The sequence below is a fragment of the Stenotrophomonas sp. X genome, assembly GCF_055721025.1.
The window spans coordinates 3173626-3199800 of the sequence record NZ_CM146756.1 but is presented as its reverse complement, the minus strand read 5'-3'; the positions used below and the strand labels follow the sequence as shown (position 1 = coordinate 3199800).

The following is a 26175-nucleotide window of genomic DNA, read 5'->3' as shown; positions in this document are numbered from 1 at the left end:
CGTGCCGGCAACGTACAATCCGGCCATGACCCGCGAACGGCTTACCTTCGTCATCGCCGCCTACAACGAGGCCCTGGCACTGCCGCTGCTGCATCCACGGCTGTGCGCGGTGCTCGACGGCATGCCCGACATCGACGGTCACATCCTCTATGTGGACGACGGCAGCCATGACCGCACCTGGGACGTGATCGCCGGGCTGGCCCAGGCTGATGCACGCGTATCGGCGCTGAAGCTGTCGCGCAACTTCGGCAAGGAAGCGGCGCTGACCGCCGGCCTGGATCTGGTGCACGAGGGTGCGGCGATGATCCTCGATGCCGACGGCCAGGACCCGCCGGAGCTGGTGCCGCAGTTCGTCGCGCGCTGGCGCGAAGGGCATGACAACGTCTACGGCACGCGCATGGCCCGCGATGGCGAGGCCTGGATCAAGCGGGCCACGGCAGCGATGTTCTATCGGGTGATGGGCCGCCTGTCGCGGACACCGATTCCGGCCGATACCGGGGACTTCCGCCTGCTGTCACCGCGCGCGCTGAACGCCCTGCGCGGGATGCGCGAGCGCCACCGCTTCATGAAGGGACTTTTCAGCTGGGTGGGATTCAAGCGGATCGCCGTGCCCTACCACCGCCACGCACGTGTGGCCGGCAGCAGCAAGTTCAGCCTGTGGCGGCTGTGGAATTTCGCCCTCGAAGGCATCACCGGGTTCTCGACCGTGCCGTTGCGGGCGGCGACCTACCTCGGGCTGGCAACCGCGGCCGTCGCTTTCGTGTTCGGCCTGTGGGTGATCGTGAAGGCGGCGCTGTATGGCGACCGGGTGGCGGGCTGGCCGACGATGATGGCGGTGATCCTATTCCTGGGCGGCGTGCAGCTGATCGCGCTTGGCCTGATCGGCGAGTACCTGGGGCGGCTGTACGAGGAGTCCAAGCAGCGGCCGTTGTACCTGGTTGACGCCTGGCTAGCATCGTCCGTGGCAGACTCGGTCCCGCAACCCACCCTGGGAGGGCAGGCAGATGACCACGGTACGGCAACTGTTGGACGGCAAGTCTCCTGAAGTACATGCGGTCGCGCCGGATGCGGCGGTGATCGATGCGATCCGGTTGATGGCGGAAAAGGGCATCGGTGCGGTGCTGGTGATGGACGGCCCGCGGCTGGTGGGAATCCTGTCCGAGCGTGATTACGCGCGCAAGATCGTGTTGCGTGATCGCTCTTCGCGCGATACGGCGGTGGCAGAGATCATGACGTCGCAGGTGGTGACGGTGTCGCCGGGCGAGCAGGTGGAGCATTGCCTGCAGTTGGTGACCGATTATCGCATCCGCCATCTGCCGGTCGTGGAGGGCGCGCAGGTGCTGGGGGTGATCTCCATCGGCGACCTGGTGAAGTCGGTGATCGATGCGCAGCGGCGGGAGCTGGATCAACTGCAGCAGTACATCGTTGCCGGGTGAGGGTGTCGCTGGCGGGCCTGCGGCCCGCCGGCCCGCTTTTCGAAGCTCAAAGCCACAGCCAAAGCCAAAGCCAAAGCCAAAGCCAAAGCAGCGCCTTCCTGATACGTTGGGAGGCGGAGGGTGCGGCTGGGCAGGACACGCCGTAAACCCATCCATGGGGGCTCGATCGGCGCATCCATGCGCCTCACGGTCCTGCCCAGCCGCACCCTCCGCCTCTGGACACGTTCCTGCGAGCGCGGTGCGCACATGCGTGGTGGCTCGCCTTTGGTAGCCGCCAACCTTGGTTGGCAACAGCTTTTGACTTTGCTTTTTTCTTTTGACTTTGAATTTCGCTCTCGTTCCGCGCGCAGGAAGCTGTCCGCAGCCGGAGCAAGGCGGCAGGCAGGACCGTGAGACGCATGGATGCGCCGACCGAGCCTACAGGGACGTATTTACGGCGTGTCCTGCCTGTCGCCTTGCTCCGGCTCTACGCGCGGGAAAAGAGGCGCCGCGAACAACGCTGTAACCCTACTTCGCATACTGCCCACCGCAGTCGGCATCCTTGCCCGGCCCCAGCTCGATCGTCGCCAGCAGCGCCGCCGGGGGGGCGATGCTGCCCAGTGCCAGGGCCACCGCTCCGCGGATGCCCAGCGCCTTGAAGTCCGGGCGGAACGACGGGTCCTTGAACGTGCCGGCAACGTGCAGCGGCGAGCGCAGTACCAGGATGCTCCTGTCCTTCGGGCGCGGCTTCAACAGCAGATCCAGGGTTTCGTCGCGCAGGCTGACGGTGCCTTCGCCGATGAGGATCGTGTCGGTGGTGTCCACCGCCAGCGCCTGGCTGGTCATCAGGCCGTCGCGCACACCGAAGTCGGCGAAGGCGCAGCGCAGAGGAATCTGCTTGTCGCCGGTCACCAGGAACTTCAGCGATTCGGTGATGTCCAGGCCGGCCAGCTCCATCACCAGGTTGCCGACATGGCCACGGCCCATCGCCAGGCCGACCTCGCCGCTGCTGCTGCCGAGCATTGCGGCGATCGAATTGCCGCGGCCACTCAGGTCCACCTCACCGCCGATGCCGCCCTTGGCCTGTTCGGCCAGCTTGGCATCGGGGAACAGCTGGCCCAGCTGAACGCCGCGCACGCTCGCCTTCAGCGCAGTGCTGATCTGCGGCTGGCGTGCGTCCATGCGGATGGTGCTGCGGATATCGCCGCCGGCGACGCCGAAGTTCAGCGGGGCCAGCCGCAGCACCCCGTCATCCAGCAGCAGATGGGCGTCCATGTCGTCCAATGGCAATGACGGTGCGTTGATGCGGTGGGCCTTCCAGCGCACATCGGCATCCATCGCACGCAGCTTGCCGAGGTTGTAGGGCGTGTCCGGAAGCACGCGCGCGCGCGCGGCCACCCGCGCGGCCTCGGCCTTCTGCTCCGCATTGGCGGTTTCGCCACCGCCGGTCTTCGGTGGCGCGCCGACGAAGCCGGCCAGGTCATCGAAGTCCAGGCGCCTGGATTCCAGCGTCGCGGTCAGCCGCGGACGGTCGCGGCCCACCTCGAACTGAAGACTGCCACCGAGGTCGCTGTCGCCCACCTTGCCGGTGAAACCGTCGTAACGCCAGACGTCGTGGTCGCGCTTCAGGTGTCCGTTCAGCGCGTAGGGCGGGGACGGCGGAATGGCGATGCCGAGCAATGGGTAGAGATCGGCCAGGTCCTGGCCACTGAGTGCGAACTGCAGGTCGAACACGCGCAGCTGGAACGGATTGGTCAGCGTGCCGCTGGCCACCGCGTGGGTGGCGCCAGCGCGGCCGTCGAGGTGGATGCGGAACGGGTGGTCGCTGTTGGTCAGTTCCAGCGGTGATTCGGTTCCGCCCTGCAGGGTGAACGGGTTGCCCTGCCAGTGGCCCTTGCCCTGCACCAGCAGCGGCGGCGAGGCATCGGCCTGCTTCGGCTGGCCGCTGCGCACGCCCACGCGGATGTCGGTACGGCCCGGTGCGTCGAGGAACTGCAGTCGGCCGTCGTCGATGCGCAGGCGCTTGAGCTGCGGGCTGGCGCCGCCAGCGCTGTCACCGAGGAAGTCCCAGTTGCCCGGCTCGCCCTTGCGTGGGGCGGTTTCCAGCAGCACGTCCGGTCGGGTCAGGCGCACTTCCGGCAGTTGCACGCTGCCGCGCAGCAGGGGCCACACGCGCACGTCGATCTCGACGCGGTCGGCCGTGGCCATGTTCGGCTGCTTCGCCCAACCGGCATTGGCGAAGGTGATCGCATCGGCACGGATGGTGCTGGTCCGGCCGAGGTCGACATCCAGATGGCCGATGTGCAGTGCACGGCCGGTACGGGCCTGCACGGCGCGCTCGACCGGGCCTTTGAACCAGTTCCAGTCCCACAGCGCGATCAGCACCAGGATCGCCGCGAGCAGGAAGATCAGCAGCGTCAACCAGCGCCGGCCTCGCGGGCCGGGGCGGCGGAGGCGCCAGCGGTTCGTGCGCTTTGCGGCAGGGGAGGCGGCGGCATTCACGCTGCCATGGTTGCCCCCTCATCGTGGACGGGGCGCGAAGCGTCCATGTGCGCGGCGTGCACGCGCCGCGCACGGGCCAGTGCTACAGCACCTGCATGGTGACCGCGACGAAGTGGCAGACGCTGCCACCGATGACGAACAGGTGCCAGATCGCATGCGAATAGGGAATCGATTCGCGGTGGTAGAAATAGGTGCCCAGCGTGTAGGACAGGCCGCCGGCCAGCAGCCAGCCCAGCGTCCAGCCGTCGATCGAGGCCAGCATCGGCTTGACCGCCACGATCACCAGCCAGCCCATGGCCACGTAGATGGCAGTGGACAGGCGCTTGAAGCGACCGGTGTAGAACAGCTTGAACACCACGCCGGCCAGGGCCAGGGTCCAGATCGCGGCGAACAGGCCCCAGCCCCACGGGCCGCGCAGGCCGATCAGGGTGAATGGGGTATAGGTGCCGGCGATCAGTACGTAGATCGCGCAGTGGTCGAACACTTTGAGCCGGCCCTTGGCGACCGGGTGCTGGATGGCGTGGTACAGGGTGGACGCGGTGTACAGCAGCAGCAGTGCGATGCCGAACACGATGGCGCCGGCCAGCTGCCAGCCATCGCTGTAGATTGCGGCCAGGGTGATCAGCACCGCGCCGGCGCCTAGGGCGAGCACGGCACCGAGGCCGTGGGTCAGGGCGCTGGCGATTTCTTCGCGGATCGAAGCAACGGAAGTCGTGGACATGGCGTAGGCATCGTTCGCGGGGAGGGGGACCCGCACCCCTCTATCATCGCCGCGATGGGCGGCATGTGCACGCCCGTCACCGTATGGTGGGTGAATCCCTGCGTTGCGACGGCGGGGTCAGAGCCCTTTCCTTGCGGAAAGGGATCCGACCCCGTGGCATCAGCCTGCCGAAACGGTGTGCGCCGCTTCGCGTGTGGCCGAGAAACGCACATCCGGCGAGCGTTCCTGGGCCAGCTGCAGGTTGACCCGGGTCGGAGCGAGGTAGACCAGGTGACCGGCCGCATCCAGGGCCAGGTTCAATGCGTTCTTCTCGCGGAATTCTTCCAGCTTCTTCTCGTTGCTGCAGTGGACCCAACGCGCGGTGGTCACGCTGACCGGCTCGAAGGTGGCTTCCACGCCGTACTCGTCCTTCAGGCGGTAGGCCGCCACGTCGAACTGCAGCACGCCGACGGCACCCAGGATCAGGTCGTTGCTGGTGAGCGGGCGGAAGAACTGGGTCGCGCCTTCCTCGGACAGCTGGGCCAGGCCCTTCTGCAGCTGCTTGAGCTTGAGCGGATCACGCAGGCGTGCGCGGCGGAACAGTTCCGGGGCGAAGTTGGGAATGCCGGTGAAGGTCACCGCTTCGCCTTCGGTGAAGGTATCGCCGATGGAGATGGTGCCGTGGTTGTGGATGCCGATCACATCGCCGGGCCACGCTTCGGCCGCGATCTCGCGGTCGCTGGCCATGAAGGTCAGCGCGTTGGCCAGCTTCATTTCCTTGCCGGTGCGCACGTGGAAGGTCTTCATGCCGGCGCTGAAACGGCCCGAACAGACCCGCATGAATGCCACGCGGTCACGGTGCTGCGGGTCCATGTTGGCCTGGATCTTGAACACGAAGCCGGTCAGCTTGTTCTCTTCCGGTGCGATTTCGCGGCCGGTGGTGGTTCGCGCCTGCGGCGACGGCGCATGCTCGACGAAGAAGTCCAGCAGCGGCTGCACGCCGAAGTTGTTCACGCCCGAGCCGAAGAACACCGGGGTCTGCTTGCCGGCGCGGTAAGCGTCCAGATCGAACGGATGGCTGGCGCCCTGCACCAGTTCCAGTTCGTCGCGCAGGTCGGCCAGCATCTGCGCACCGATCTTCTCGGCCAGGCCGGGCGCATCGATGGACGGGAAGATGGTCGAGTCCTGGCGGGTGAAGTTGCGACCCGGTTCGTACAGGTGCACTTCGCCGGTCAGCAGGTGAACCACGCCCTTCAGGCGCTGGCCCATGCCGATCGGCCAGGTGACCGGCGCGCACTGGATGCCGAGCACGGTCTCCACTTCATCCAGCAGCTCGATCGGGTCCTTGCCCTCGCGGTCGAGCTTGTTGATGAAGGTCATGATCGGGGTGTCGCGCAGGCGGCACACTTCCATCAGCTTGATGGTGCGCTCTTCCACGCCCTTGGCCACGTCGATCACCATCAGCGCCGAGTCCACTGCGGTCAGCACGCGGTAGGTGTCCTCGCCGAAGTCGGCGTGACCAGGGGTGTCAAGCAGGTTGACGATCTTGCCTTCGTACGGGAACTGCATCACCGAGGAGGTGACGGAGATGCCGCGCTCCTTTTCCAGCGCCATCCAGTCGGAGGTGGCGTGGCGGGCGGCCTTGCGGCCCTTGACCGAACCGGCCATCTGGATCGCGCCTCCGAACAGCAGCAGCTTTTCGGTCAGCGTGGTCTTGCCGGCGTCAGGGTGGGAAATGATGGCGAAGGTGCGGCGACGCGACGCTTCGTTGGCGACTTCGGACATGGCAGTGGCGCCCGCCCGGGGCGCTTTTCAAAGAGATAAGCGCCCGATTATACCGGCCGGGGCCGGTCAGCGCCCGATACCGCCGTCGGCCTCGCCGTGGCGGGCGAACTGCAGCTGGCCCTGCCCGGCGAAGATGCGCACCGGCACCGAGCGCAGGCCCATGCCGCGGTTGACCTGCACCACGAAGTGCAGGTGCGGCGCAGTGCTGTAGCCGCTGTTGCCGGACAGGCCGATCGGTTGCCCGGCTCCCACCGCCTGGCCGCGGCGCACGCGCATGCCGCCGGCCTGGAGGTGGCCGTACAGGGCCATGCTGCCGTCGCTGTGCAGCACGCGGATGAAATTGGCACGGGCACCATCGCGCTCGCGGTCCTGGCCGTTGCCACGGAAGCCATCCTGGATCTGCATCACCGTGCCCTCGCGTGCGGCCAGCACCAACGTGCCTTCAGGCAGCGCGAAGTCGACCGCATCGCGGTTTTCCTCGTCGTCGTGGCTGAACCGGCCCTGCGGCGCCTGGTCCACGCGTGGACGGGCCGCATCGAACGGCAGGCGATAGGCCACATCCTCGGCCTGTGCGGCCGGATTGCCCGGTACCGACTGCAGGCGCAGGTCCAGCATGCGGCCATTGATCGGGGCGGGCAGGTGGCCGACCACCACGCTGCTGTCGCCCTGGATCAGCGACTCGACCGGGAGGCCTTCGACCGGGTGTCCGGGGGCGGCGCGCAGCTGGATCTGCAGCGGCCCTGCCAGCCCGTTGTCGATCCGCGCCTGCCATTGCGTACCGACCGGCTGCAGGCGCAACCGGGCCATGGGGGCGCCGCCCTCGGCACTGCCTGCGCGCGTGGCACGGGTGGAAGGGGGAGCCAGTCCCCAGCCCTGGCGCCAGTCGCCGGCGTGTGCGGTCGCGCTCGCCAGCAGAGGCAACAGCAGGCAGGACAGGGGCAGGCGCGGCATCGGCGTTTCCAGCGAGAGGACCGCCGGGACTGTACCCGATCCTGAACGGGGCGACCGGGACGGCCCTCGCAGAGTGATTCTGGAGATATCTATCGCTTTATCCGCATGAAGGGATTGACAGGGCCGGAAAGGGCTGGCATCGTGGCTCCACCATCGAGACCGGCAGAGGGACAGGCCCTTTGAAGCCGGGGCAGCCCGCAGGCGCGCAAGCGTCTGCGTAGGTGCCAAATCCTGCGGGGACCGTGGCGTCCACCGAAAGATGGTTCGAACCATGCACCCCACGTGCATCTCGAACGCGGGCCCCGCGAAGGCTCGATGGCCGATTCCCCAACCGGATCCCGCCATGAGCTTCGCCACCAGTACCGCCGTTCGCCCCGAACCCTTTGTCCCCGTCAGCGTGCCGGTCGCAGACCGCGTGCACGCCGAGCGCGGTGAGTTCGCCGCGGTGCTGTCGATGCGTCATGCAGGCCCCAGCCCGGTGCGCCTGCGCTATGAGTGGGTCGGCCCGGCCAACGCGCCGGTGGTGGTGCTGGCCGGTGGCATTTCCGCGCATCGCCACGTGGCCTCCAACGCACAGTTCAGCGAGAAGGGCTGGGCCGAAGCGCTTGTGGGTAGCGGCCGCGCGCTGGATCCGCAGCAACTGCGCGTGCTGGCCTTCGATTTCATCGGTGCCGACGGTGCACTGGATGTGCCGATCGATACTGCCGACCAGGCCGATGCGCTGGCGCTGCTGCTGGACCATCTCGGCATCCGCACGCTGAAGGCCTTCGTCGGCTATTCGTATGGCGCGCTGGTCGGCCAGCAGTTCGCGATCCGCCACCGCGCCCGCGTGCGCCAGCTGGTGCTGGCCAGCGGTGCGCATCGCCCGCACCCGTATGCCGCCGCCTGGCGTGCACTGCAGCGCCGCGCGGTCGCGCTTGGCCAGCTGCAGTGCGGTGAAGACCACGGCCTGGCCCTGGCCCGGCAGTTCGCCATGCTCAGCTACCGCACGCCGGAAGAGTTCGGCGAGCGCTTCGACGCCGCGCCGGAGGTGATCAATGGCCGCGTACGCGTGGCCGCCGAAGACTATCTCGATGCGGCGGGTGCGCAGTACGTCGCGCGCACGCCGGTGACCGCCTACCTGCGCCTGTCCGAATCGATCGACCTGCACCGTGTCGACCCCGCCGCGATCCTGCCGCCGACCGTGGTGGTGGCCGTGGAGGGCGACCGCCTGGTGCCGCTGGCCGACCTGGTCGGCCTGGTCGAAGGGCTGGGCCCGCGCGGCAGCCTGCGCGTGCTGCGTTCGCCCTATGGCCACGACGCCTTCCTCAAAGAAACCGATCGCATCGACGCGATCCTCGCCACCGCCTTCCGCACTTCTGGAGAGTCCGCATGAGCCTGCACGCCAACGAGCCGTCCTGTAGTCGCACCACTGCCGCCGTCCGTGCGGGCATCGATCGGGACACCGCGCATGGCGCGGTCACGCCGCCGATCGTGCTGTCGTCGAACTTCAGCTTCGAAGGCTTCGGCAACAAGCGCCAGTACGACTACACGCGCAGTGGCAACCCGACCCGAGACCTGCTGGGTGAAGCGCTGGCGGAACTGGAAGGCGGCGTCGGTGGTGTGGTCACCGCCACCGGCATGGGGGCGATCAACCTGGTGCTGAACGCGCTGCTGCAGCCGGGCGATACCCTGGTGGTGCCGCATGATGCGTACGGCGGCAGCTGGCGCCTGTTCAACGCCCTGGCGAAGAAGGGCCACTTCGAACTGGTCACCGCCGACCTGACCGACCCGCGCGCGCTGGCGCAGGCGCTGGCCACCCAGCCGAAGCTGGTGCTGGTGGAAACCCCGTCCAACCCGCTGCTGCGCATCACCGACCTGCGCTTCGTCATCGATGCCGCGCACAAGGCCGGCGCACTCGTGGTGGTCGACAACACGTTCCTGTCGCCAGCGCTGCAGCAACCGCTCTCGTTCGGTGCGGACCTGGTGCTGCATTCCACCACGAAGTACATCAACGGCCACAGCGATGTGGTGGGCGGGGCAGTGGTCGCGCGTGATCCGGCACTGCACGAGCAGCTGGTGTGGTGGGGCAACGCGCTGGGGCTGACGGGTTCGCCGTTCGATGCCTTCCTGACCCTGCGCGGCCTGCGCACGCTGGATGCGCGCCTGCGCGTGCACCAGGAAAACACTGCGTCGATCGTTGCCCTGCTGGACCAGCATCCGGCGGTCGGCACGGTGTACTACCCGGGCCTGGCCGATCATTCGGGTCATGCCATCGCCGCCCGCCAGCAAAGCGGCTTCGGTGCGATGCTGTCGTTCGAGCTTGCGCACTGCGCCGGTGAAGATCCGCACGCGGCAGTGCGCGCATTCGTGGATGGCCTGCGTTGCTTCACCCTGGCCGAATCGCTGGGCGGCGTCGAAAGCCTGATCGCCCACCCCGCCACCATGACCCATGCGGCGATGACCGCAGAAGCACGTGCCGCCGCTGGCATCAGCGAAGGGCTGCTGCGCCTGTCGGTCGGCATCGAGGCCGAGCGCGACCTGCTGGCCGATCTCGGTGCCGCGCTGCAGCGCGCCGAAGTCGTGATCGATGCGGCCGCACGCCGCAAACAGGTGGTGGATGCATGAGCGCGCTCGCCGCCGACATTCCTGCGCTGGGCGTGGGACGCCTGGCGCTGCTGGGCACTGGCACGGTCGGCTCGGCCTTCGTGCAGCGTTACCAGGCATTGCGGGCGCGTGGCCTGGAACTGCCCAGCGTGCAATGGCTGGCCAACTCGCGCACTGCGCTGGAGATTGATCGTGACCTGGCGTTGCCGCTGGAACTGGCTCGACGTGCGCCACGCGATGGCCAGAGTTCGCCGGCGTGGGCCAGCACCGAAGGGCTGGAGCGTGGCGATGTGGTGGTCGATGCCACCGCCAGCGAAGACGTGGCCGCACGTCACGTGCAGTGGCTGGCGCGCGGCGTGCATGTGGTGACCGCCAACAAGCTGGGCCGTGGTGCGCAGCTCGCACGCGCGCAGGCGATTGCCGAAAGCTGCGCAGACAGTGGTGCGCGCTATGGCGACAGCGCCACCGTCGGCGCGGGCCTGCCGCTGCTGAGCAGCCTGCGCGCGCTGGTGGCCGGTGGCGATCACATCCATGCCATCGAGGGTGTGCTGTCCGGTTCGCTGGCGTGGCTGTTCCATCGTTACGACGGCCAGTCGCCGTTCTCGGCGGCGGTGCGCGAGGCGCTGGCGGCCGGCTATACCGAGCCGGATCCACGGCTTGACCTGTCCGGCGAGGACGTGCGGCGCAAGCTGCTGATCCTGGCCCGCAGCAGCGGGCTGGCGCTGGATGCTTCGCAGGTGCAGGTGGATTCACTGGTACCTGAATCGCTGGCCGCGTTGCCGCTGGAGGGCGCAGTGGCTGCGCTGGAGCAGCTGGATGCGCCGCTGCAGGCGCGTTGGCAGCAGGCACGCGAAAACGGCCGCGTGTTGCGTTTCGTCGGCCGCGTTGACGGTGAGGGTGCGCAGGTGGGCCTGCGCGAGCTGCCGGCTGATCACCCGTTGGCGCAGGGTGCCGGGACCGACAACCGCGTCGCCATCCACAGTGATCGCTACCGTCGCCAGCCGCTGTTGATCCAGGGCCCGGGTGCGGGCGCGGAAGTCACCGCCGCCGCGTTGCTGGATGACGTGCTGCGGATCGTCGGCTGAGCGCACAGTTCTTGTAGAGCCGAGCCCATGCTCGGCTGCTACTGGCGAGATCCCCTCCTGCTGGATGAGCCGAGCATGGGCTCGGCTCTACAGGGGAGGGCTGCCGTTCAATGCGCCTTCAAGGACTTCAGCAACGCCGCGTTGAACTGCTTCGGGTCCTGCACCTGCGGCGAGTGGCCCAGTTCGGCGAACTCGACCAGCGTGGCGCCGGGAATCGCTGCGGCTGCCGCCTTGCCGAGCGCTGGATAGTTGCCCAGCGTCGCCTTCACCGCTGGTGGCGCCAGGTCGCGGCCGATCGCGGTGCGGTCCTTCTGGCCGATGAACAGCGTGGTCGGCACCTGCAGGTTCTTCAGTTCATAGACCACCGGCTGGTTGAACACCATGTCCGAGGCCAGCGCCTGGCTCCATGCAACGGCCTGCTTGCCCGGGCCTTCATACATGCCTGATTGCATGCGTGCCCATGGTTCGTACGCCGGCTTCCACGTGCCGTCGTAGTACACGTCCAGCTGGTAGCGGCGGATGCTGTCATAGCTGGCTTTCAGTTCGCCGGCATACCATGCATCAACGCTGCGCCACGGCACGCCGAGTGCCTTCCAGTCCTCCAGACCGATCGGGTTGACCAGCGACAGGCTGCGCAGATCCTGCGGGTACATCAGCGCGTAGCGCACCGCCAGCATGCCACCCATCGAATGACCGACCAGGTGCACCGGCACGTCGCCCAGTTGCAGCTGCAGCAGCAGGGCATGGGTGTTGGCTGCCAGCTGTGCGAACGTGTATTGGTAGCGCTCGGGCTTGCTGGATTTGCAGAAGCCGACCTGGTCCGGAGCGATCACCCGGTAGCCGGCGGCAACCAGCGGCTTGATCGATTCCTTCCAGGTGGCCGCACAGAAGTTCTTGCCATGCAGCAGCACCACCACGCCGATCGGAGTCTTCTTCGGTGCGATGTCCAGGTAGGCCATCTCCAGCGGCTGCCGCTGCGATTCCAGCGCGAAGGTCTTCACCGGATAGCCGTAGTCGAAGCCCTCCAGGCGCGGCCCGTAGCTGGGCGCGGCCAGGGCGGTCAGCGGAAGGCAGGCAAGCAGGGCGGCAGCGATCACGCGCATGGGGCAATCCGGGATGGGGGAGCCCCGAGCCTAACCGGAACGCGGTGATGGTGTCGTCCGATGTAGAGCCGGGATCACCACCGGCTGCTCCTGCCCCATCAGCCGGGCAGGTGCCCGGCTCTACAACTCAGCACTCGATGACGTTCACCGCCAGGCCACCGCGGCTGGTTTCCTTGTACTTGTCCTGCATGTCGCGGCCGGTATCGCGCATGGTCTTGATCACCTTGTCCAGCGACACCTTGTGCTTGCCGTCGCCACGCATCGCCATGCGCGAGGCATTGATCGCCTTCACCGCGCCCATCGCGTTGCGTTCGATGCAGGGGATCTGCACCAGGCCACCGATCGGGTCGCAGGTCAGGCCCAGGTTGTGTTCCATGCCGATTTCTGCGGCGTTCTCGATCTGGCTGGGGTTGCCACCCAGTGCCGCGACCAGGCCACCGGCCGCCATCGAGCAGGCCACGCCAACCTCGCCCTGGCAGCCCACTTCGGCGCCGGAAATCGAGGCGTTTTCCTTGTAGAGGATGCCGATCGCCGCCGAGGTCAGCAGGAAGTCGAACACGCGCTGTTCGTTCGCGCCCGGGCAGAAGCGGTCGAAGTAGTGCAGCACCGCCGGCAGCACACCGGCCGCACCGTTGGTCGGCGCGGTCACCACACGGCCACCGGCCGCGTTCTCCTCGTTCACGGCCAGCGCGTACAGGTTGACCCAGTCCAGCGTGGTCAGCGGGTCGCGCATCGCCGCTTCCGGCTTCGACGACAGCTCGCGGTACAACGCCGGCGCACGACGGCCCACCTTCAGGCCACCCGGCAGCACGCCTTCCTCGCGGATGCCGCGCGCCACGCACGACTGCATCGCACTCCAGATCTCGCGCAGCTGCGCGCGGATCTCGTCTTCGCTGCGCCAGCACTTCTCGTTCTCGAACATCAGCTGGGCAATGCTCAGGCCGCTGCGCGCGGTCTGCGCCAGCAGCTCATCGCCGCTCTTGAAGGGGTAGGGCAGCGGGGTCTCGTCGGGCACGATGCGATCATCGGCCGCGTCGTCCTGGTTGACCACGAAGCCGCCGCCCACCGAGTAGTAGTCGCGGGTGGCGATCACTTCGTCGTCGGCGTTGTAGGCAGTGAAGCGCATGCCGTTGGTGTGGTACGGCAGCTTCTGGCGCTTGTTCATGCCGAGGTCGCGCTTCTCGTCGAAGGCGATCTCGTGCTGGCCCATCAGCTGGATGCGCTTGCTGCTGCGGATGCGCTCCAGCGTGGCCGGAATGATGTCCGGGTCGATCAGGTTCGGCCGCTGGCCTTCCAGGCCCAGCAGGATCGCCTTGTCGGTACCGTGGCCGCGGCCGGTCAGTGCCAGCGAGCCATAGACATCGGCGCGGATGCGCGCGACCTCGTGCAGGCGGCCCGGGTCGAGCAGCCAGCGATGGATGAATCGCTCGGCGGCCTTCATCGGCCCGACGGTGTGCGAGGAACTCGGGCCAATGCCGATCTTGAAAACGTCGAACGTGCTGACAGCCATGGTTGCCAAACTGCGGGTACCGGACAAGCCGCTATTCTAACGGCTTGCCGGGCCATCCGATGGCTGCGGCGCAGCATTTCCGCCATGGGAGCCCGACCGGTGTTGACCCTGATCCAACGTGACGATTGCCACCTGTGTGACATGGCCCTGGCCGAGCTGGCCAAGGCGCGGGCACCGGAGTTCGAATCGGTGTTCCTGGATGACCAGCCGGCGCTGGAAGCGCGCTACGGCGCGCGGGTGCCGGTGCTGCGCGACGAACGCGGCGACCGTGAGCTGGACTGGCCGTTCGACGCCGCCACGGTTCAGGCGTGGCTGGCTGAAAGCTCATTGTAGAGCCGAGCCATGCTCGGCTGACGCGCGCAGCGCGACCTGGACGGCAGCCGAGCATGGCTCGGCTCTACAGGATGCGGCCGGAGCCGTGCCCCGGCCCATCGCTCATTTCGCGTCGAACTTCACGATCGTGCTGATCGCGGTTTCGTCCGGGATGGTCTTGGTGTCGGCCCAGTCACCGCCGCCGACGCCGAAGTCCAGGCGCTTGACCGTGGCCTTGCCGGTCAGCACCGGTTGGGTGCCCGGCTTCCAGGTGAAGGTCAGCGTGACCGGCTTGCTGACGCCGCGCAGCTCCAGTGTGCCATCGGCGGCGAACTGGTCGTTGCCCACCGCGCGGAAGCCCTTGGCGGTGTAGCGTGCGGTGGCGAACTTGCCAACATTGAAGAAGTCGGCACCCTGCAGGGTCGAATCGCGGTCGCTGTTGCCGCTCTTGGCACCGGCCAGCGGGATCACCACGTCCAGCGAGCCGGCGGCCGGGTTGGCCGGGTCGAAGCTGAGCTTGGTGGCGAAGCCCGGGAAGCTGCCGGTGAACACTTCGCCGTCGTACTTGGTGGCGAACACCAGGATCGAGCCGGCACCCGGGGCCTGTGCGTAGTCCGCGGCGAGTGCAGGGGCGGTGCCCAGCATGCCGGCCAGGGCGGCGGCCACGGCGGCCGGAGTGGTCAGTTTCAGGTTCATCGGTCAGTCCTTCTGAGGGGAGGCGAGCCAGCCGCGCGGCAACATGCGGGACAGCGTTGCATCGCGTTGGAACAGGTGGTGGTAGAAGGCAGCGCCGGCATGGGCCAGCACCACCGCGATCAACAGCCAGAAGCCGTATTCGTGGATGGCATGCGATACCGCGACAACCTGCGGGTCGGGTCCGCTCAGCTTGGGCACGTCGACCAGGCCGAACCAGCGGAACGGGCGCAGGCCGCTGGCCGAGTCGTACAGCCAGCCCGACAGCGGGATGGCGAACATCAGCACGTACAGCAGCACGTGGGTGGCACTGGCGATACGCTCCTGCCAGCTGGGCACGCCCGGCACCGGCTTCGGTGCACCGGCGTACAGGCGCCAGCCCAGGCGGAACAGCACCAGCGCCAGCACGGTGATGCCGATCGACTTGTGCGCGGTGTAGACCCAGAAGTACTTCGGGGTCTTGGGCAGTTCACCCATGGTCAGGCCGACCACGCCCAGGGCGAGGATCAGCAGTGCGATCAACCAATGCAGGATCTGGCTGACACTCCCCCAGGCGGCGGGGGTGTTCTTGGCGGTCATGAGGGGTCCTCTAGGGGGCCGTCTTGGGGTCGGAGTGCGGAACGGGAGCGGGAGTTCCCGGGGCGTCGCTGCGGTCGAGGGTGGCTTCAGCCTCGATCCTCAGCTGTACTGCATCACCGATGACGCCCGGCCAGGCGGTGATGCCGAACGCGCGCCGGCTCAGCGTGGTGCTGGCGGAAAAACCGGCGGTGCGTCGGAACGGGGGAAGCGGGTAGCGCTTGATGGCGTTGAGGGTCACATCCAGCGTGACTTCCTGGCTGACCCCGCGCAGGGTCAGCGTGCCGGACACGTGCGCGCGCCTGGCATCGATCGGCTCGACCTTGGTGGAGACGAACCGCGCGGTCGGGAAACGCTCGCCGTCGAGCAGGCTGCGGGCCAACGTGGCCTGGTTCCACTTGGCATCACCAAGGTCCAGTCGCGACACCGGGACATCCACTTCCACGGTGGCGTCGCGCCAGTTGTCGGGATCGAACCGCACGCGCCCCTCGCTGCCCGATACCGTGCCCATGGCCTGCGAGTAGCCTGCGTGGTCGATCGAGAACAGCACCCGCGTGTGCACCGGATCGAGGCGATAGGTGTCAGCGGCCGCCCAGGCAGGGGCGGTGGCGAGCAGCATCGGCAGCAGGGCCAGACAGGGACGCATCGATGGCGGGCTCCGGAAGGGGACGCTGCGATCATACGCACAGCCCCCTGCCAACGTTGCGTGCATGGGTGCAACAGTTCGTGGTGGTGCCGCCGCTGGAAACAGGCTGTTGCAGCCATGACCCCGGCCCTGTGTGACAATCGGCGCAGGACAGGGGGTTCAGGATGACGAGCGGCTGGCGCCTGTGGTGCCGTGGCATCGCAGGTATGGGACTGCTGCTGATGGCGATGGCCACGGCGGCTGCGACCCTGCACATGGCAGAAACACCACGCCTGCGCCGCTTCGGTGCCGCCGAAGGCTTGCCGTCTCGCATGGTGGTGGCGCTGGCCGAGGATCGCCAGGGCCACGTGTGGGCTGCCACCGATGGTGGACTCGCCCGCTATGACGGCAACAGCCTGCGGGTCTGGGAGCACGACCCGGAACAGCCGGGCTCGTTGCCTGGCAACGAGATCGAGACCCTGCTGATCGACCCGCTGGACCGGGTCTGGGTGGGCATCAATGGCAAGGGCGTGGCGCGCCTGGATGCCGACCGCGAGCGCTTCCAGACCTTCGGTACGGTCAATTCCACCTGCCAGGGGCAGTTCTGGGCACTGGCCTATGTCGACGACGCGTTGTGGATCGGGACCAACAACCATGGCGTCTGCCGTTTCGGCGAAGACGGCAGCGTGCGCCTCTACACCCATGATCCGGCGCACCCGGGTGGCCTGCCCAGCAACAGCATCTTCACCAGCCTGATCGACGCGCGGGGCCGCCTGTGGGTCGGCACCGAAGCCGGTGTGGCGCGTTGGAACGGCAGCGGCTTCGAGCCGGTGGCCGCGCGGGAACTGGGTAGGCTGAGCGTGCTCCGGTTGAGCCGTGATGCAGACGGTTCGATCTGGGTAGGCAGCCAGAACGATGGCCTCTACCGCATCGATGGGCAGGACCGGGTCAGTCGCCCGCGATGGGCCGACAGTGCCCAGCTGCGGTCGGCCCTGGTCCTGGCCGATCGCCAGGGGGGCTACTGGGCGGGTACCTCCGATGGCCTGTTGCGAGGGGATGCGGCGGCGTTGCGCCGCCTGGAGGGGGACCGCGGCAGCGGCTTCCTGACCGCGCACAGCGGTGTGCTTGACCTGCTGCAGGACCACGAGGGCGGACTGTGGGTGGCGTTGCTGACCCAGGGCCTGGCCTATCTGCCACCGGACTGGCGGCGCTTCTCGATCTGGAACCAGCTCGACGGCAAGCCCCTGGACAGCCAGTACCTGTTGAGCGCGGCCAGCGATGGGAAGAACTACTACGTCGGCTCGGCGCGAGGGGTGTACCAGCTCGATGCGCAGGGCACCCTGCGTCTGCTGGCCAGCGACCGGCAGCTCGGCAACGGCGTGGTGTGGTCGGTGCTGCCGCGCCCGGATGGTCGCCTGTGGCTGGGACGCGGCGGCCGCATCACCGTCTACGATCCGGCCACCGGCGCATTGCGTGACCTGCGGATCGATGGCAGTGCCGACCTGCGCCAGCGCATCGACCTGATGCGGCAGGCCCCTGATGGCACGGTGTGGGTGTCGGTGATGGGCCTGGACCTGCAGCAGCGCGATGCAGAGGGCCGGCTGCTGCACAGTCATCCGCTGGAACATTTCCGCGGGACGGCCGATGCGCCGATCGAGCAGATCCGCTTCGACGCCCATGGCCGGCCCTGGGTGATGGGCGACATGGGCATCTGGCGTGAGCAGGCCGGACGCTTCGAGGCAGTGCCCGGCGTGTCGCGCGGCCCGATCTACGATCTGGTATGGATCGATCCGCAGCAGTTGTGGCTGGCGCGCCAAGGCGCCTTCGAGCGCTACCAGTGGGATGGCATGAGCCTGCGCCTGATCCAGCGCATCGACGGCAGTGCGGGCGTGCCGCCGGTGACCATGGGGGGGCTGGCGCTGGCCGACAATGGCCAGCTCTGGGCCACGACGCCGCGCGGCCTGCTGCGGTGGGACCCGAAGACGCGGCGCTTGCAACAGTTCAACGAACGCGATGGCCTGTCCGATGCCGAGTTCACCGGTCGGCCACCTGCGGTGAATGCCGATGGCCGCGTGTTGGCGGTTACCCAGACCGGCCTGGTCGCCTTTGATGTGAATGCCGACGACACCGTGCTGCCGCCTTCATCGCTGGTGATCGCCGAAGTGCGTGTGCGGCGCGACGACGCACGCGGCTGGCAACCGCTGCCGCTCACCGGCACCCTGCTGCTGGGACCGGACGACCGCGATCTGCAGATCGATGCGCGGCTGCTGTCCTATGCCAGCCCGCAGGGCAACCGGTACCGCTTCCGCGTGCAGGGTTACGACCAGGATTGGGTGGAGCAGGGGGGCGATGGCCAGCGCACCCTGTCGCGGCTGCCGACCGGCCGCTATGTCATCGAGGTGCAGGCTGCGACTGCCCGGGGCACGTGGACGCCTTCGCAGCAGTTGCAGGTGAAGGTGCTGCCGCCGTGGTGGCGCAGCGGCATGGCGATATTCGGCTACATCCTGCTGGGGTCGTTGCTGGTGGTGGTTCTGGTCTGGTCGATCCGCGCGCGGTTGCGCCGCCGCCAGCAATGGCAGCTGACGGTGCACAAGCAGCAGCTGGCCGAGCAGGCCTCGCAGGCCAAGAGCCGTTTCCTGGCCACGCTGGGCCACGAAGTCCGCACGCCGATGACCGGCGTGCTGGGCATGAGCGAACTGCTGCTGGCGACCCCGCTGGATCCGGTGCAGCGCGGCTACGCCGGGTCCATCCAGCAGGCCGGCAGCCATCTGCTGCGGCTGGTCAACGATGCCCTGGATCTGGCCCGGATCGAAGCCGGGCGGCTGGAGCTGGACCTGCGCCCGTTCGATCTGGGGGAGCTGCTGGACCAGGTGCAGGGCCTGATGCAGCCGATGGCGCAGCAACGCCAGCTGGTGTTCCAGCGCGGCGAAGACCCGCCCGGGCCGATCAGTGTCAGTGGCGACGAGATGCGCGTGCGCCAGATCCTGCTGAACCTGCTCGGCAACGCGATCAAATTCACCGAGCGCGGCCACGTCGGCCTGGCCGTACGCCTGGAAGAAAAGGGCGGCCTGTGTTTCGAAGTCCATGACAGCGGCCCGGGCATCAACGCCGAGCAGCAGCAGCGCCTGTTCCATCGTTTCGAACAGGCCGACGGCCCGCGTACCGCGTCGCGCTACGGCGGCAGTGGCCTGGGGCTGGCGATCTGCCAGGAACTGGCGGTGGCGATGGGGGGGCGCATCGAAGTGGACAGCCAGCCTGGCAAGGGCGCGCGGTTCCGCGTGCGCCTGCCCCTGCCCTGGACGCGCCAGGCCGCCAACAGTGCAGGCGACGTGGCGGCCCTGCCGGAACTGCCGCCGCTGCGCATCCTGCTGGTCGAGGACGATGCCACGGTGGCCGAGGTCATCGCCGGCCTGCTGCGCGTGCGCGGGCATGAGGTGGTCCACGTGCTGCATGGCCTGGGCGCGCTGTCGGAGATCGCCACCGATGGTTTCGACGTCGGCCTGCTCGATCTCGATCTGCCCGCGCTGGACGGTACGGCCATCGCCCGCCAGCTGCGCACCATGGGCTATGAACTGCCGCTGGTGGCGGTGACCGCCCGTTCCGATGCCTATGCCGAAACCCAGGTGCTGGCCGCAGGCTTCGATGGCTTCCTGCGCAAGCCGGTGACCGGCGACCTGCTGGTGACGGCCATTGCCCAGGCGCGCGCGAAACGACAGGCGACTGCGTGACGACGCCGACGCAGGGCGTGAACGGCGCGACTTTCGGTTTACCATGCCGACGCCCGCAGCGCGGGAATCATCAGGACCAGCGTGAGGAGGCAATCGGTGGTGTATCTGCGGGCGGCGATGCTGCTGCTGGTCCTCCTGTGCTGCGCGTTGCCCGCTGCGGCACAGCCGGTGCCTCCGAGCCCGCGGCAGGTGACGGTGTTCGATGGCCTGCCGTCCAATACCGTCAACCGCATGGCCGAGGACCGTTACGGCTACCTGTGGATCGCCACCAACGATGGCCTGGCCCGCTATGACGGCCGCACCTACCGCGTGTGGCGTTCCGAGGATGGACTGCGTGACAACCGCATCTGGACGGTGCTGGTCGATGCCCGCAACCAGTTGTGGATAGGCACCGAGAACGCCGGCCTGGTGCGCATGTCGGCCGACCGCCGCCAGCTGCACTTCTACGACCGCAGCAGCCAGCCGTTGATGGGTACCAACACGGTCTGGAGCCTGGCCAGCACGCCTGATGGCTCGATCTGGTTCGGTACCCACGAAGGCGGCCTGTACCGCCTGGACAGCCAGGATCGCCTGCAGCGCTTCCTGCCCGAGCCGAACAATCCGCGCAGCCTGCCTTCGTCGTCGGTGCCCTACCTGGCCACGCTGGCCGATGGCAGCCTGTGGATCGGCACCAAGCATGGCGTGGCGCGCTGGACCGGGACCGACTTCGAGCGTGTCGGTACGGACATCATCCCCAGCCTGCTGATCAACGGGCTGACCGTCGAGCCGGATGGCAGCCTGTGGATCAGCACGATGGCCGGCGCCACCGTGCGCCGCCCGGATGGCCGCTTCGAAGCCCCCCCGTGGAAGCTGCCGCCGGGCGAGCAGGTGCTGGGCATGATGCTGCGCGACGAGCAGGGCGGGCACTGGCTGGATACACGCACCGGGCTGGGGCGTGCGGTCGATGGCCAGTACCAGACCGTGCCGCTGTACAGCGCGATCGCGCGCGGTCCGGTACGGCCGAACTGGACCGGTGCCTACGAGGACCGCGAAGGTGGCATCTGGTTGGCCAGCACCAATGCCGGGCTGTGGCACCTGCTGCCACGCTGGTGGCAGTTCTCGGTGCTGTCGCGCCTGGAGGACGACCCCAGCTCGCTGCGCAATGCACTCGTGCTGGGTACCAGCCCCTCCAGCAACGGCGGCGTCTGGACGGTGGGCAGCCATGGCGCGCTGGACCGCTTCGATCCGAAGACCGGCAGGATCGAGCAGCATCGCACCTGGGTCAACGGCATGCACTGGTTGACCTCGGTGCGTGAGGACCGGCGTGGGCAGGTCTGGATTGGATCGACCGATGCGCTGGTGCGCTACGACCCGCAACGGCGCGAACTGCGTCGTTGGGGCCGTGATGCCGGTGCAGATGCGGCGATGGAAGGGGTGGTCGAAGCAATGATGACCTGCGACGGCGACAGCCTCTGGTTGATGCTGCCCGCAGGCCTGCAGCAGCGCGACCTCGACGGCCACGTGCGGCGCCAGCTGGACAATGGCCAGCGCGGCCTGCAGCAGGGCCAGCTCAACCTTGATGTGGAATGCGGGCCGCAGGACCACATCTGGCTGGCCAGCAGCCGTGGCCTGCTGCAGTGGCTGCCGGAAAGCGAGCGCTTCCAGCCGGTGCCGGGCGCGCCGGCAACGGCGATCCATGCGTTGCATGTGGGCCGTGACGGTCAGGTCTGGTTGTCCGAGGATGGTCGACTGTCCCGTTACCGCTGGAGCCAGGGGCGGCTGGAACGGCAGGCGGTGGTCGGTGCCGAACAGGGCTATCCGGCGATCTCCGCCTCCGGCCTGGTGGTGGATGCGCAGGGCGTGGCCTGGGCGACCAGCGCACGCGGCCTGGTACGCGTCAGTGCCGATGGGCAGAGCGTGCGCCTGTACGGCGTGCACGACGGCCTGCCCAGCCAGGAATTCCGCGAACACACCTTGATCGCAGCGGCCGATGGCCACCTGGTGGCCGGAACGGCAGCGGGCGCGGTGGTGTTCGACCCGGAGCAGGTACGGCCTTCGGTCCGTCGCGCCCCGCTGGTGATCGAGCGGGTGGAAGTGCGCCGCAACGAGCAGGTGCTGGACATGACCCACGATGCGCCGTTGCAGATCGCCGATGGCGACCGCGACCTGCGCATCGTCGCGCGATTGCTGTCCTTCGCCGACTCGGCGTCCAATACGTACCGCTACCGCCTGGCCGGCTACGACCCCGATTGGGTCGAAGTCGGCCCGGCCGGCGAGCGCCTGTTCTCGCGCCTGGCGCCGGGCAGCTACCGGCTGGAAGTACAGGCCCGCTCGGCCGACCATGTGTGGTCGCGGGTGCAGAGCCTGGAATTCCGCGTGCAGCCGCCGTGGTGGCGCAGCCTGTCCGGCCTGCTGGTGCTGGCGTCGGTCGGGTTGCTGCTGACCAGCTGGTTTGCCTGGTTGTACCGACGTCGCCTGCAGCGGCGCCACGCCTATCAGCTGGCGCTGCACAAGCAGGAACTGGCCGAGCAGGCGTCGGCGGCCAAGACCCGCTTCCTGGCCAACCTTGGCCATGAGATCCGCACGCCGATGACCGGCGTGCTGGGCATGAGCGAGCTGCTGCTGGCCTCGCCACTGGACCCGCAGCAGCGTGGCTACACGCAGTCGATCCGGCATGCTGGCGAGCACCTGCTGCACCTGGTCAACGATGCGCTGGACCTGGCGCGGATCGAGTCCGGGCGCCTGGAACTGCAGTCGCAGTCGTTTGCGTTGAATGGCCTGTTGCAGGATCTGGCGGCGCTGATGGGCCCGCTGGCTGCGCAGAAGGGCCTGCGCTTCGTCCTCGACAACCAGCTGCCGCCGGGCCTGCAGGCGACCGGTGATGCCATGCGCGTGCGGCAGATCCTGCTCAACCTGCTGTCGAACGCAGTGAAATTCACCAGCCGCGGCACTATCACCCTGCACGCACGTTGCGATGGCGAGCTGCGCGCGCTGCACTTCGAGGTGCGCGATACCGGCCCGGGCATCAGCCAGGAACAGCAGCAGCGCCTGTTCCGTCGCTTCGAGCAGGCCGATGGTGCACGTACCGCGGCGCAGTACGGTGGCAGTGGCCTCGGCCTGGCGATCTGCCGCGAGCTGGCGCATGCGATGCAGGGGCGGATCCAGGTGGAGAGCCAACTGGGCCGGGGCACCTGTTTCGGCGTGACCTTGCCGTTGCCGCTGGTGGTGAACAGCGATGCCGAGGCATCGGCCGAGGGGCATCGCGACGAAGCGGCGAACATGCCGCCGCTGCGGGTGCTGCTGGTCGAGGATGATGCCACCGTGGCCGACGTGGTGCGTGGCCTGTTGAGCGCACGCGGCCACGAGGTGGTGCATGCCGGCCATGCGCTGGCGGCGCTGCGCGAGATCAGTGCCGGCGATTTCGATGTCGGCCTGCTGGATCTGGACCTGCCGGGCCTGAGTGGTTTCGAACTGGCCCAGCACCTGCGCAACCAGGGCTACATGCTGCCGCTGCTGGCGGTGACCGCGAGGACCGATCCGGACCTGCAGCAGCAGGTGGAAGCGGCCGGCATCGGCGGCTTCCTGCGCAAGCCGGTGACTGGTGAGCTCTTGGTGGAAGCGATCGCCAGGGTCACGGGTAGGTAGGTTCTGCAAGGCCTGCGGCCCTGCACCCGCCTTCGACAGAATTCTGCGTGCTGTCGAAATGGCGTGGGGTCAGATCCGTTTCCCGTAGGAAAACGGATCTGACCCCAGATCGATTTCGATATCTGACAGATGTGTCGACCAAGGTCGACACCTATCAAGAGCCGCCGGAGTCTGTCAGAGGTGGGGCGGTGTCGCAGTGCGGGGTGTCAGCCGCATGGATGCGGCTGCCAAGCTTACAAGCACGTACTTGCGGCGTCCCCGCACTGCGACACTGCCCCGCCAACCCACGGAATGCCGCTTTGGCTGTTGCTGTTGCCGGCCAGCGGCCGGCACTACCGCAGGTGCAGGGCCGCAGGGCCTGCCGAACCACCCTCACTCCGCGACGTGCTCGACCTGCCGCGGTTCGGGCTTGGTGTCAGGCAGCTGCCAGAAGATCATCGTCGAGGTCAGGGTGATCGCGCCCACGCACAGGAATGTGGCATGCAGCGCGGCGGTCGCGCTGTTGCTGTCCAGGTGATTGCCGAACGCGGCCAGCAGGCTGCCGGCCGCCGCGGCGCCGAAACCGGCGGCCAGCATCATCACCATCGACAGCAGGCTGTTGCCGGAACTGGCGAATTCGCGGTCAAGGTCGCGCAGCGTCACGGTGTTCATCACGGTGAACTGCAGTGAATTGACCGCGCCGAAGAATGCAAGCTGCACCAGGCGCCAGGCCAGGTGCTGGCCAGGTGTCATCAGGATGAAGCTGGCCATTGCCAGCCCCACCAGCACGGTGTTGGTCATCAGCACGCGGCGGTAGCCGTAACGTTCGACCAGCTTCACTGCCAGTTTCTTTGAGACCATGCCGGCGGCCGCCACCGGTACCATCATCAGGCCGGCGTTCATCGGGCCCAGACCGAGGCCGACCTGCAGCAGCAGCGGGATCAGCATCGGCATGGCGCTGCTGCCGATGCGCGAGAACAGGTTGCCGAGGATTCCGATGCGGTAGCTGGGTACGCGGAACAGGGCCAGCGAGAACAAGGGCGCGGTGGAATTGGCGGCATGCAGCCAGTAGCCCACCAGCGCAGCCAGGCCCGCGACCGTCATCAGCATCACCAGCGCGTGCGGGGTGCCGAGTCCCGAGATGCCGTCCAATGCCAGCGACAGCACCACCATCGCAAAGGCCAGCATGATGTAGCCGCGCAGGTCGAAACGGGTGCGATGGCTGGCGTAGTGGTCGGGCATGATCTTCATCGCGGCGATGAAACCGATCACGCCGATCGGCAGGTTGATCAGGAACACCCAGTGCCATGAGGCGATCTCGACCAGCCAGCCGCCCAGCGTCGGGCCGATCAGCGGGCCGACCAGCGCGGGGATGGCGATGAAGCTCATCGCGCGCAGGAAATCCTCGCGCGGCACCGAGCGCATCACCGCCAGCCGGCCGACCGGCAGCAGCATCGCACCGCCGACGCCCTGCAGCACGCGCGCGCCAACCAGCTGGTGCAGGTGCTGGGCCAACGCGCAGGCCAGCGAGCCGAGGGTGAACAGGATGATCGCCACCAGGAAGGTGCGCCGGGTGCCATAGCGGTCGGCGATCCAGCCCGAGGCGGGAATGAACGTGGCGACCGCCAGCGCATAGCTGAACACCACCGACTGCATCTGCAGCGGGCTCTCGCCCAGGCTGGCTGCCATTGCCGGCAACGCCGTGTTGACGATGGTCGAGTCCAGCATCTGCATGAAGATCGCCAGGGACACCAGCCACAGCAGGGGACGCTGGCGGTTGTAGGTCGATGGCGATGTGGGCATGGGGTGTGGCCGGTGCAGCGTGGGGGCCGCCATGATCGCGCACTGCGGGTCACGGCGCGATCAACATCGCGCCGTGATGGCATGCGGAATGCTCAGCGTTGGCTGTGCGCGTGCACCGCGTCGACCAGGACCTGCACGTGCGCCGGGTCCATGTCCGGCGACATGCCGTGGCCGAGGTTGAACACATGGCCTTCGCGCGAGCCGCCGTTGCCGGCGGCATAGGTGTCGAGCACGCGCGCTGCGGCCGTGGCGATCGCATCCGGCGAGGCGTACAGCGTGGTCGGGTCGAGGTTGCCCTGCAGGGCAACGCGACCACCGGTGCGGCGCATTGCTTCGTCCAGGTCCAGCGTCCAGTCCAGGCCAAGTGCATCGGCGCCGGTCTGCGACAGTGCTTCCAGGTGCAGGCCGGTGCCCTTGCCGAACAGGATCAGCGGCGTGCGCCCGCTGCCTTCGCCACGCTCCAGGCCCTCGGCAATGCGCTGCAGGTAACGCAGCGAGAACTCGCGGTACATCGACGGCGACAGCACGCCACCCCAGGTGTCGAACACCTGCAGCGCCTGCGCACCAGCCGCACGCTGCGCGCCGAGGTAGGCGATCACCGCTTCAGTGGTGACCTCCAGCAGGCGGTGCAGGGCCTGGGGGTGGTTCAGCGCCATCGCCTTGATGCGTGCAAAGTCCTTGCTGCCGCCGCCTTCCACCATGTAGCAGGCCAGCGTCCACGGGCTGCCGGAGAAGCCGATCAACGGCACCTGGCCATCCAGTTCGCGGCGGATCAGGCGCACCGCGTCCATCACATAGCCCAGGTCCTGTTCCATGTCCGGCACGGCCAGCCTGGCGATGGCCGCTTCATCACGCACCGGGTGGCGGAACTTCGGGCCTTCGCCTTCGACGAAGTACAGCTCCAGGCCCATCGCATCGGGAATGGTGAGGATGTCCGAGAAAAGGATGGCTGCGTCCAGCGGGAACCGGCGCAGCGGCTGAAGGGTGACTTCGCAGGCGATCTCCGGGGTCTTGGCCATGGCCAGGAAGCTACCGGCCTTGGCCCGGGTCGCGCGGTACTCCGGCAGGTAGCGGCCGGCCTGGCGCATCAGCCAGACGGGGGTGCAGTCCACCGGTTCGCGGCGCAGGGCGCGCAGCAGGCGATCGTTGCGGAGAGGGCTGGTCACGATGGGCATTCCTTGGACGGGAGGAGCAGCGG

General features: G+C 68.0%; 19 protein-coding genes and 1 riboswitch. Of the genes, 8 read left to right on the top strand and 11 right to left on the bottom strand.

Annotated elements, in window-relative coordinates; genetic code table 11:
* Window positions 1–25: 25 nt before the first annotated feature.
* Together ACZ75I_RS14840 and ACZ75I_RS14835 are read left to right on the top strand one after the other, a co-directional pair.
* The gene (locus tag ACZ75I_RS14840; RefSeq protein WP_005418406.1) at window positions 26–1045 is read left to right on the top strand and encodes a glycosyltransferase family 2 protein; all 1020 of its coding nucleotides are present in this window, start codon (window positions 26–28) and stop codon (window positions 1043–1045) included.
* Window positions 1005–1436 (top strand): CBS domain-containing protein, encoded by a 432-nt coding sequence (locus tag ACZ75I_RS14835; RefSeq protein ID WP_005418405.1) that lies wholly within the window; start codon window positions 1005–1007, stop codon window positions 1434–1436. Before ACZ75I_RS14840 ends, ACZ75I_RS14835 begins: the two co-directional genes overlap by 41 nt.
* Window positions 1437–1943: 507 nt before the next feature.
* Here the strand turns inward: ACZ75I_RS14835 and ACZ75I_RS14830 are convergent.
* From ACZ75I_RS14830 to ACZ75I_RS14815, 4 genes are all read right to left on the bottom strand, one after another.
* Window positions 1944–3917 carry an AsmA family protein gene (locus tag ACZ75I_RS14830; RefSeq protein WP_472958166.1) on the bottom strand — a complete coding sequence of 658 codons (1974 nt, stop codon included), beginning with the start codon at window positions 3915–3917 and terminating at the stop codon, window positions 1944–1946.
* Between the two features lie 82 nt (window positions 3918–3999).
* Window positions 4000–4638 carry a PAQR family membrane homeostasis protein TrhA gene (trhA, locus tag ACZ75I_RS14825; RefSeq protein ID WP_005418403.1) on the bottom strand — a complete coding sequence of 213 codons (639 nt, stop codon included), beginning with the start codon at window positions 4636–4638 and terminating at the stop codon, window positions 4000–4002.
* Between the two features lie 159 nt (window positions 4639–4797).
* Window positions 4798–6402 carry a peptide chain release factor 3 gene (locus tag ACZ75I_RS14820; RefSeq protein WP_049415910.1) on the bottom strand — a complete coding sequence of 535 codons (1605 nt, stop codon included), beginning with the start codon at window positions 6400–6402 and terminating at the stop codon, window positions 4798–4800.
* 66 nt (window positions 6403–6468) lie between these two features.
* The gene (locus ACZ75I_RS14815) at window positions 6469–7353 is read right to left on the bottom strand and encodes a M23 family metallopeptidase (RefSeq protein ID WP_472958164.1); all 885 of its coding nucleotides are present in this window, start codon (window positions 7351–7353) and stop codon (window positions 6469–6471) included.
* Between the two features lie 147 nt (window positions 7354–7500).
* A riboswitch (SAM riboswitch) is annotated at window positions 7501–7619 on the top strand.
* Window positions 7620–7696: 77 nt separating this feature from the next.
* Here ACZ75I_RS14815 and metX point away from each other — a divergent pair.
* From metX to ACZ75I_RS14800, 3 genes are read left to right on the top strand one after another with little or no spacing between them, the layout of a single operon-like run.
* Window positions 7697–8728 carry a homoserine O-succinyltransferase MetX gene (gene metX, locus ACZ75I_RS14810; RefSeq protein WP_231352252.1) on the top strand — a complete coding sequence of 344 codons (1032 nt, stop codon included), beginning with the start codon at window positions 7697–7699 and terminating at the stop codon, window positions 8726–8728.
* Window positions 8725–9960, top strand: a complete 1236-nt coding sequence (locus ACZ75I_RS14805) for an O-succinylhomoserine (thiol)-lyase (protein ID WP_472958163.1) — start codon at window positions 8725–8727, stop codon at window positions 9958–9960. The genes metX and ACZ75I_RS14805 overlap by 4 nt, the downstream gene beginning before the upstream one ends.
* Entirely contained in the window at window positions 9957–11024 is a 1068-nt protein-coding gene (locus ACZ75I_RS14800) for a homoserine dehydrogenase family protein (RefSeq protein ID WP_061478877.1), read from the top strand. Before ACZ75I_RS14805 ends, ACZ75I_RS14800 begins: the two co-directional genes overlap by 4 nt.
* A gap of 107 nt (window positions 11025–11131) precedes the next feature.
* Here ACZ75I_RS14800 and ACZ75I_RS14795 read toward each other — a convergent pair whose 3' ends face one another.
* Window positions 11132–12127, bottom strand: a complete 996-nt coding sequence (locus ACZ75I_RS14795; RefSeq protein ID WP_472958162.1) for an alpha/beta fold hydrolase — start codon at window positions 12125–12127, stop codon at window positions 11132–11134.
* Between the two features lie 127 nt (window positions 12128–12254).
* Complete coding sequence (locus tag ACZ75I_RS14790) at window positions 12255–13637, bottom strand: L-serine ammonia-lyase (protein WP_049415888.1); 1383 nt, start codon at window positions 13635–13637, stop codon at window positions 12255–12257.
* A gap of 99 nt (window positions 13638–13736) precedes the next feature.
* Between ACZ75I_RS14790 and ACZ75I_RS14785 the strand changes: the two genes are divergently transcribed.
* Window positions 13737–13970, top strand: a complete 234-nt coding sequence (locus tag ACZ75I_RS14785) for a glutaredoxin family protein (protein ID WP_472959063.1) — start codon at window positions 13737–13739, stop codon at window positions 13968–13970.
* A gap of 102 nt (window positions 13971–14072) precedes the next feature.
* On the opposite strand, the gene ACZ75I_RS14780 is transcribed toward ACZ75I_RS14785, so the two are convergent.
* Genes ACZ75I_RS14780 through ACZ75I_RS14770 form a run of 3 tightly spaced genes read right to left on the bottom strand, consistent with a single transcriptional unit; the run spans window position 14073 to window position 15864 of the window.
* Window positions 14073–14645: a YceI family protein gene (locus ACZ75I_RS14780; RefSeq protein ID WP_111200758.1), complete on the bottom strand. Its 573-nt coding sequence runs from the start codon at window positions 14643–14645 to the stop codon at window positions 14073–14075.
* Window positions 14646–14648: 3 nt separating this feature from the next.
* Window positions 14649–15221, bottom strand: coding sequence for a cytochrome b (locus tag ACZ75I_RS14775; protein WP_005410672.1), 573 nt, complete (start codon window positions 15219–15221; stop codon window positions 14649–14651).
* A gap of 10 nt (window positions 15222–15231) precedes the next feature.
* Entirely contained in the window at window positions 15232–15864 is a 633-nt protein-coding gene (locus tag ACZ75I_RS14770; RefSeq protein ID WP_088496806.1) for a YceI family protein, read from the bottom strand.
* Window positions 15865–16028: 164 nt separating this feature from the next.
* Here ACZ75I_RS14770 and ACZ75I_RS14765 point away from each other — a divergent pair, with 164 nt between their 5' ends.
* Entirely contained in the window at window positions 16029–19571 is a 3543-nt protein-coding gene (locus ACZ75I_RS14765; protein ID WP_472958160.1) for a sensor histidine kinase, read from the top strand.
* Window positions 19572–19667: 96 nt separating this feature from the next.
* On the top strand, window positions 19668–23195 hold the full coding sequence (locus tag ACZ75I_RS14760) for a hybrid sensor histidine kinase/response regulator (protein ID WP_472958159.1): 3528 nt from the start codon (window positions 19668–19670) through the stop codon (window positions 23193–23195).
* 372 nt (window positions 23196–23567) lie between these two features.
* On the opposite strand, the gene mdtD is transcribed toward ACZ75I_RS14760, so the two are convergent.
* Window positions 23568–24977 carry a multidrug transporter subunit MdtD gene (gene mdtD, locus ACZ75I_RS14755; RefSeq protein ID WP_111200755.1) on the bottom strand — a complete coding sequence of 470 codons (1410 nt, stop codon included), beginning with the start codon at window positions 24975–24977 and terminating at the stop codon, window positions 23568–23570.
* A 92-nt stretch (window positions 24978–25069) separates the two neighbouring features.
* Entirely contained in the window at window positions 25070–26152 is a 1083-nt protein-coding gene (hemE, locus tag ACZ75I_RS14750; protein WP_111200754.1) for a uroporphyrinogen decarboxylase, read from the bottom strand.
* Window positions 26153–26175: the final 23 nt, after the last annotated feature.

Coding starts and splice junctions, on each gene's coding strand:
- ACZ75I_RS14840 (WP_005418406.1), top strand. CDS start 26: ATGACCCGCGAACGGCTTACCTTCGTCATCGCCGCCTACAACGAGGCC.
- ACZ75I_RS14835 (WP_005418405.1), top strand. CDS start 1,005: ATGACCACGGTACGGCAACTGTTGGACGGCAAGTCTCCTGAAGTACAT.
- trhA (WP_005418403.1), bottom strand. CDS start 4,638: ATGTCCACGACTTCCGTTGCTTCGATCCGCGAAGAAATCGCCAGCGCC.
- ACZ75I_RS14820 (WP_049415910.1), bottom strand. CDS start 6,402: ATGTCCGAAGTCGCCAACGAAGCGTCGCGTCGCCGCACCTTCGCCATC.
- ACZ75I_RS14815 (WP_472958164.1), bottom strand. CDS start 7,353: ATGCCGCGCCTGCCCCTGTCCTGCCTGCTGTTGCCTCTGCTGGCGAGC.
- metX (WP_231352252.1), top strand. CDS start 7,697: ATGAGCTTCGCCACCAGTACCGCCGTTCGCCCCGAACCCTTTGTCCCC.
- ACZ75I_RS14805 (WP_472958163.1), top strand. CDS start 8,725: ATGAGCCTGCACGCCAACGAGCCGTCCTGTAGTCGCACCACTGCCGCC.
- ACZ75I_RS14800 (WP_061478877.1), top strand. CDS start 9,957: ATGAGCGCGCTCGCCGCCGACATTCCTGCGCTGGGCGTGGGACGCCTG.
- ACZ75I_RS14795 (WP_472958162.1), bottom strand. CDS start 12,127: ATGCGCGTGATCGCTGCCGCCCTGCTTGCCTGCCTTCCGCTGACCGCC.
- ACZ75I_RS14790 (WP_049415888.1), bottom strand. CDS start 13,637: ATGGCTGTCAGCACGTTCGACGTTTTCAAGATCGGCATTGGCCCGAGT.
- ACZ75I_RS14780 (WP_111200758.1), bottom strand. CDS start 14,645: ATGAACCTGAAACTGACCACTCCGGCCGCCGTGGCCGCCGCCCTGGCC.
- ACZ75I_RS14775 (WP_005410672.1), bottom strand. CDS start 15,221: ATGACCGCCAAGAACACCCCCGCCGCCTGGGGGAGTGTCAGCCAGATC.
- ACZ75I_RS14770 (WP_088496806.1), bottom strand. CDS start 15,864: ATGCGTCCCTGTCTGGCCCTGCTGCCGATGCTGCTCGCCACCGCCCCT.
- ACZ75I_RS14765 (WP_472958160.1), top strand. CDS start 16,029: ATGACGAGCGGCTGGCGCCTGTGGTGCCGTGGCATCGCAGGTATGGGA.
- mdtD (WP_111200755.1), bottom strand. CDS start 24,977: ATGCCCACATCGCCATCGACCTACAACCGCCAGCGTCCCCTGCTGTGG.
- hemE (WP_111200754.1), bottom strand. CDS start 26,152: ATGCCCATCGTGACCAGCCCTCTCCGCAACGATCGCCTGCTGCGCGCC.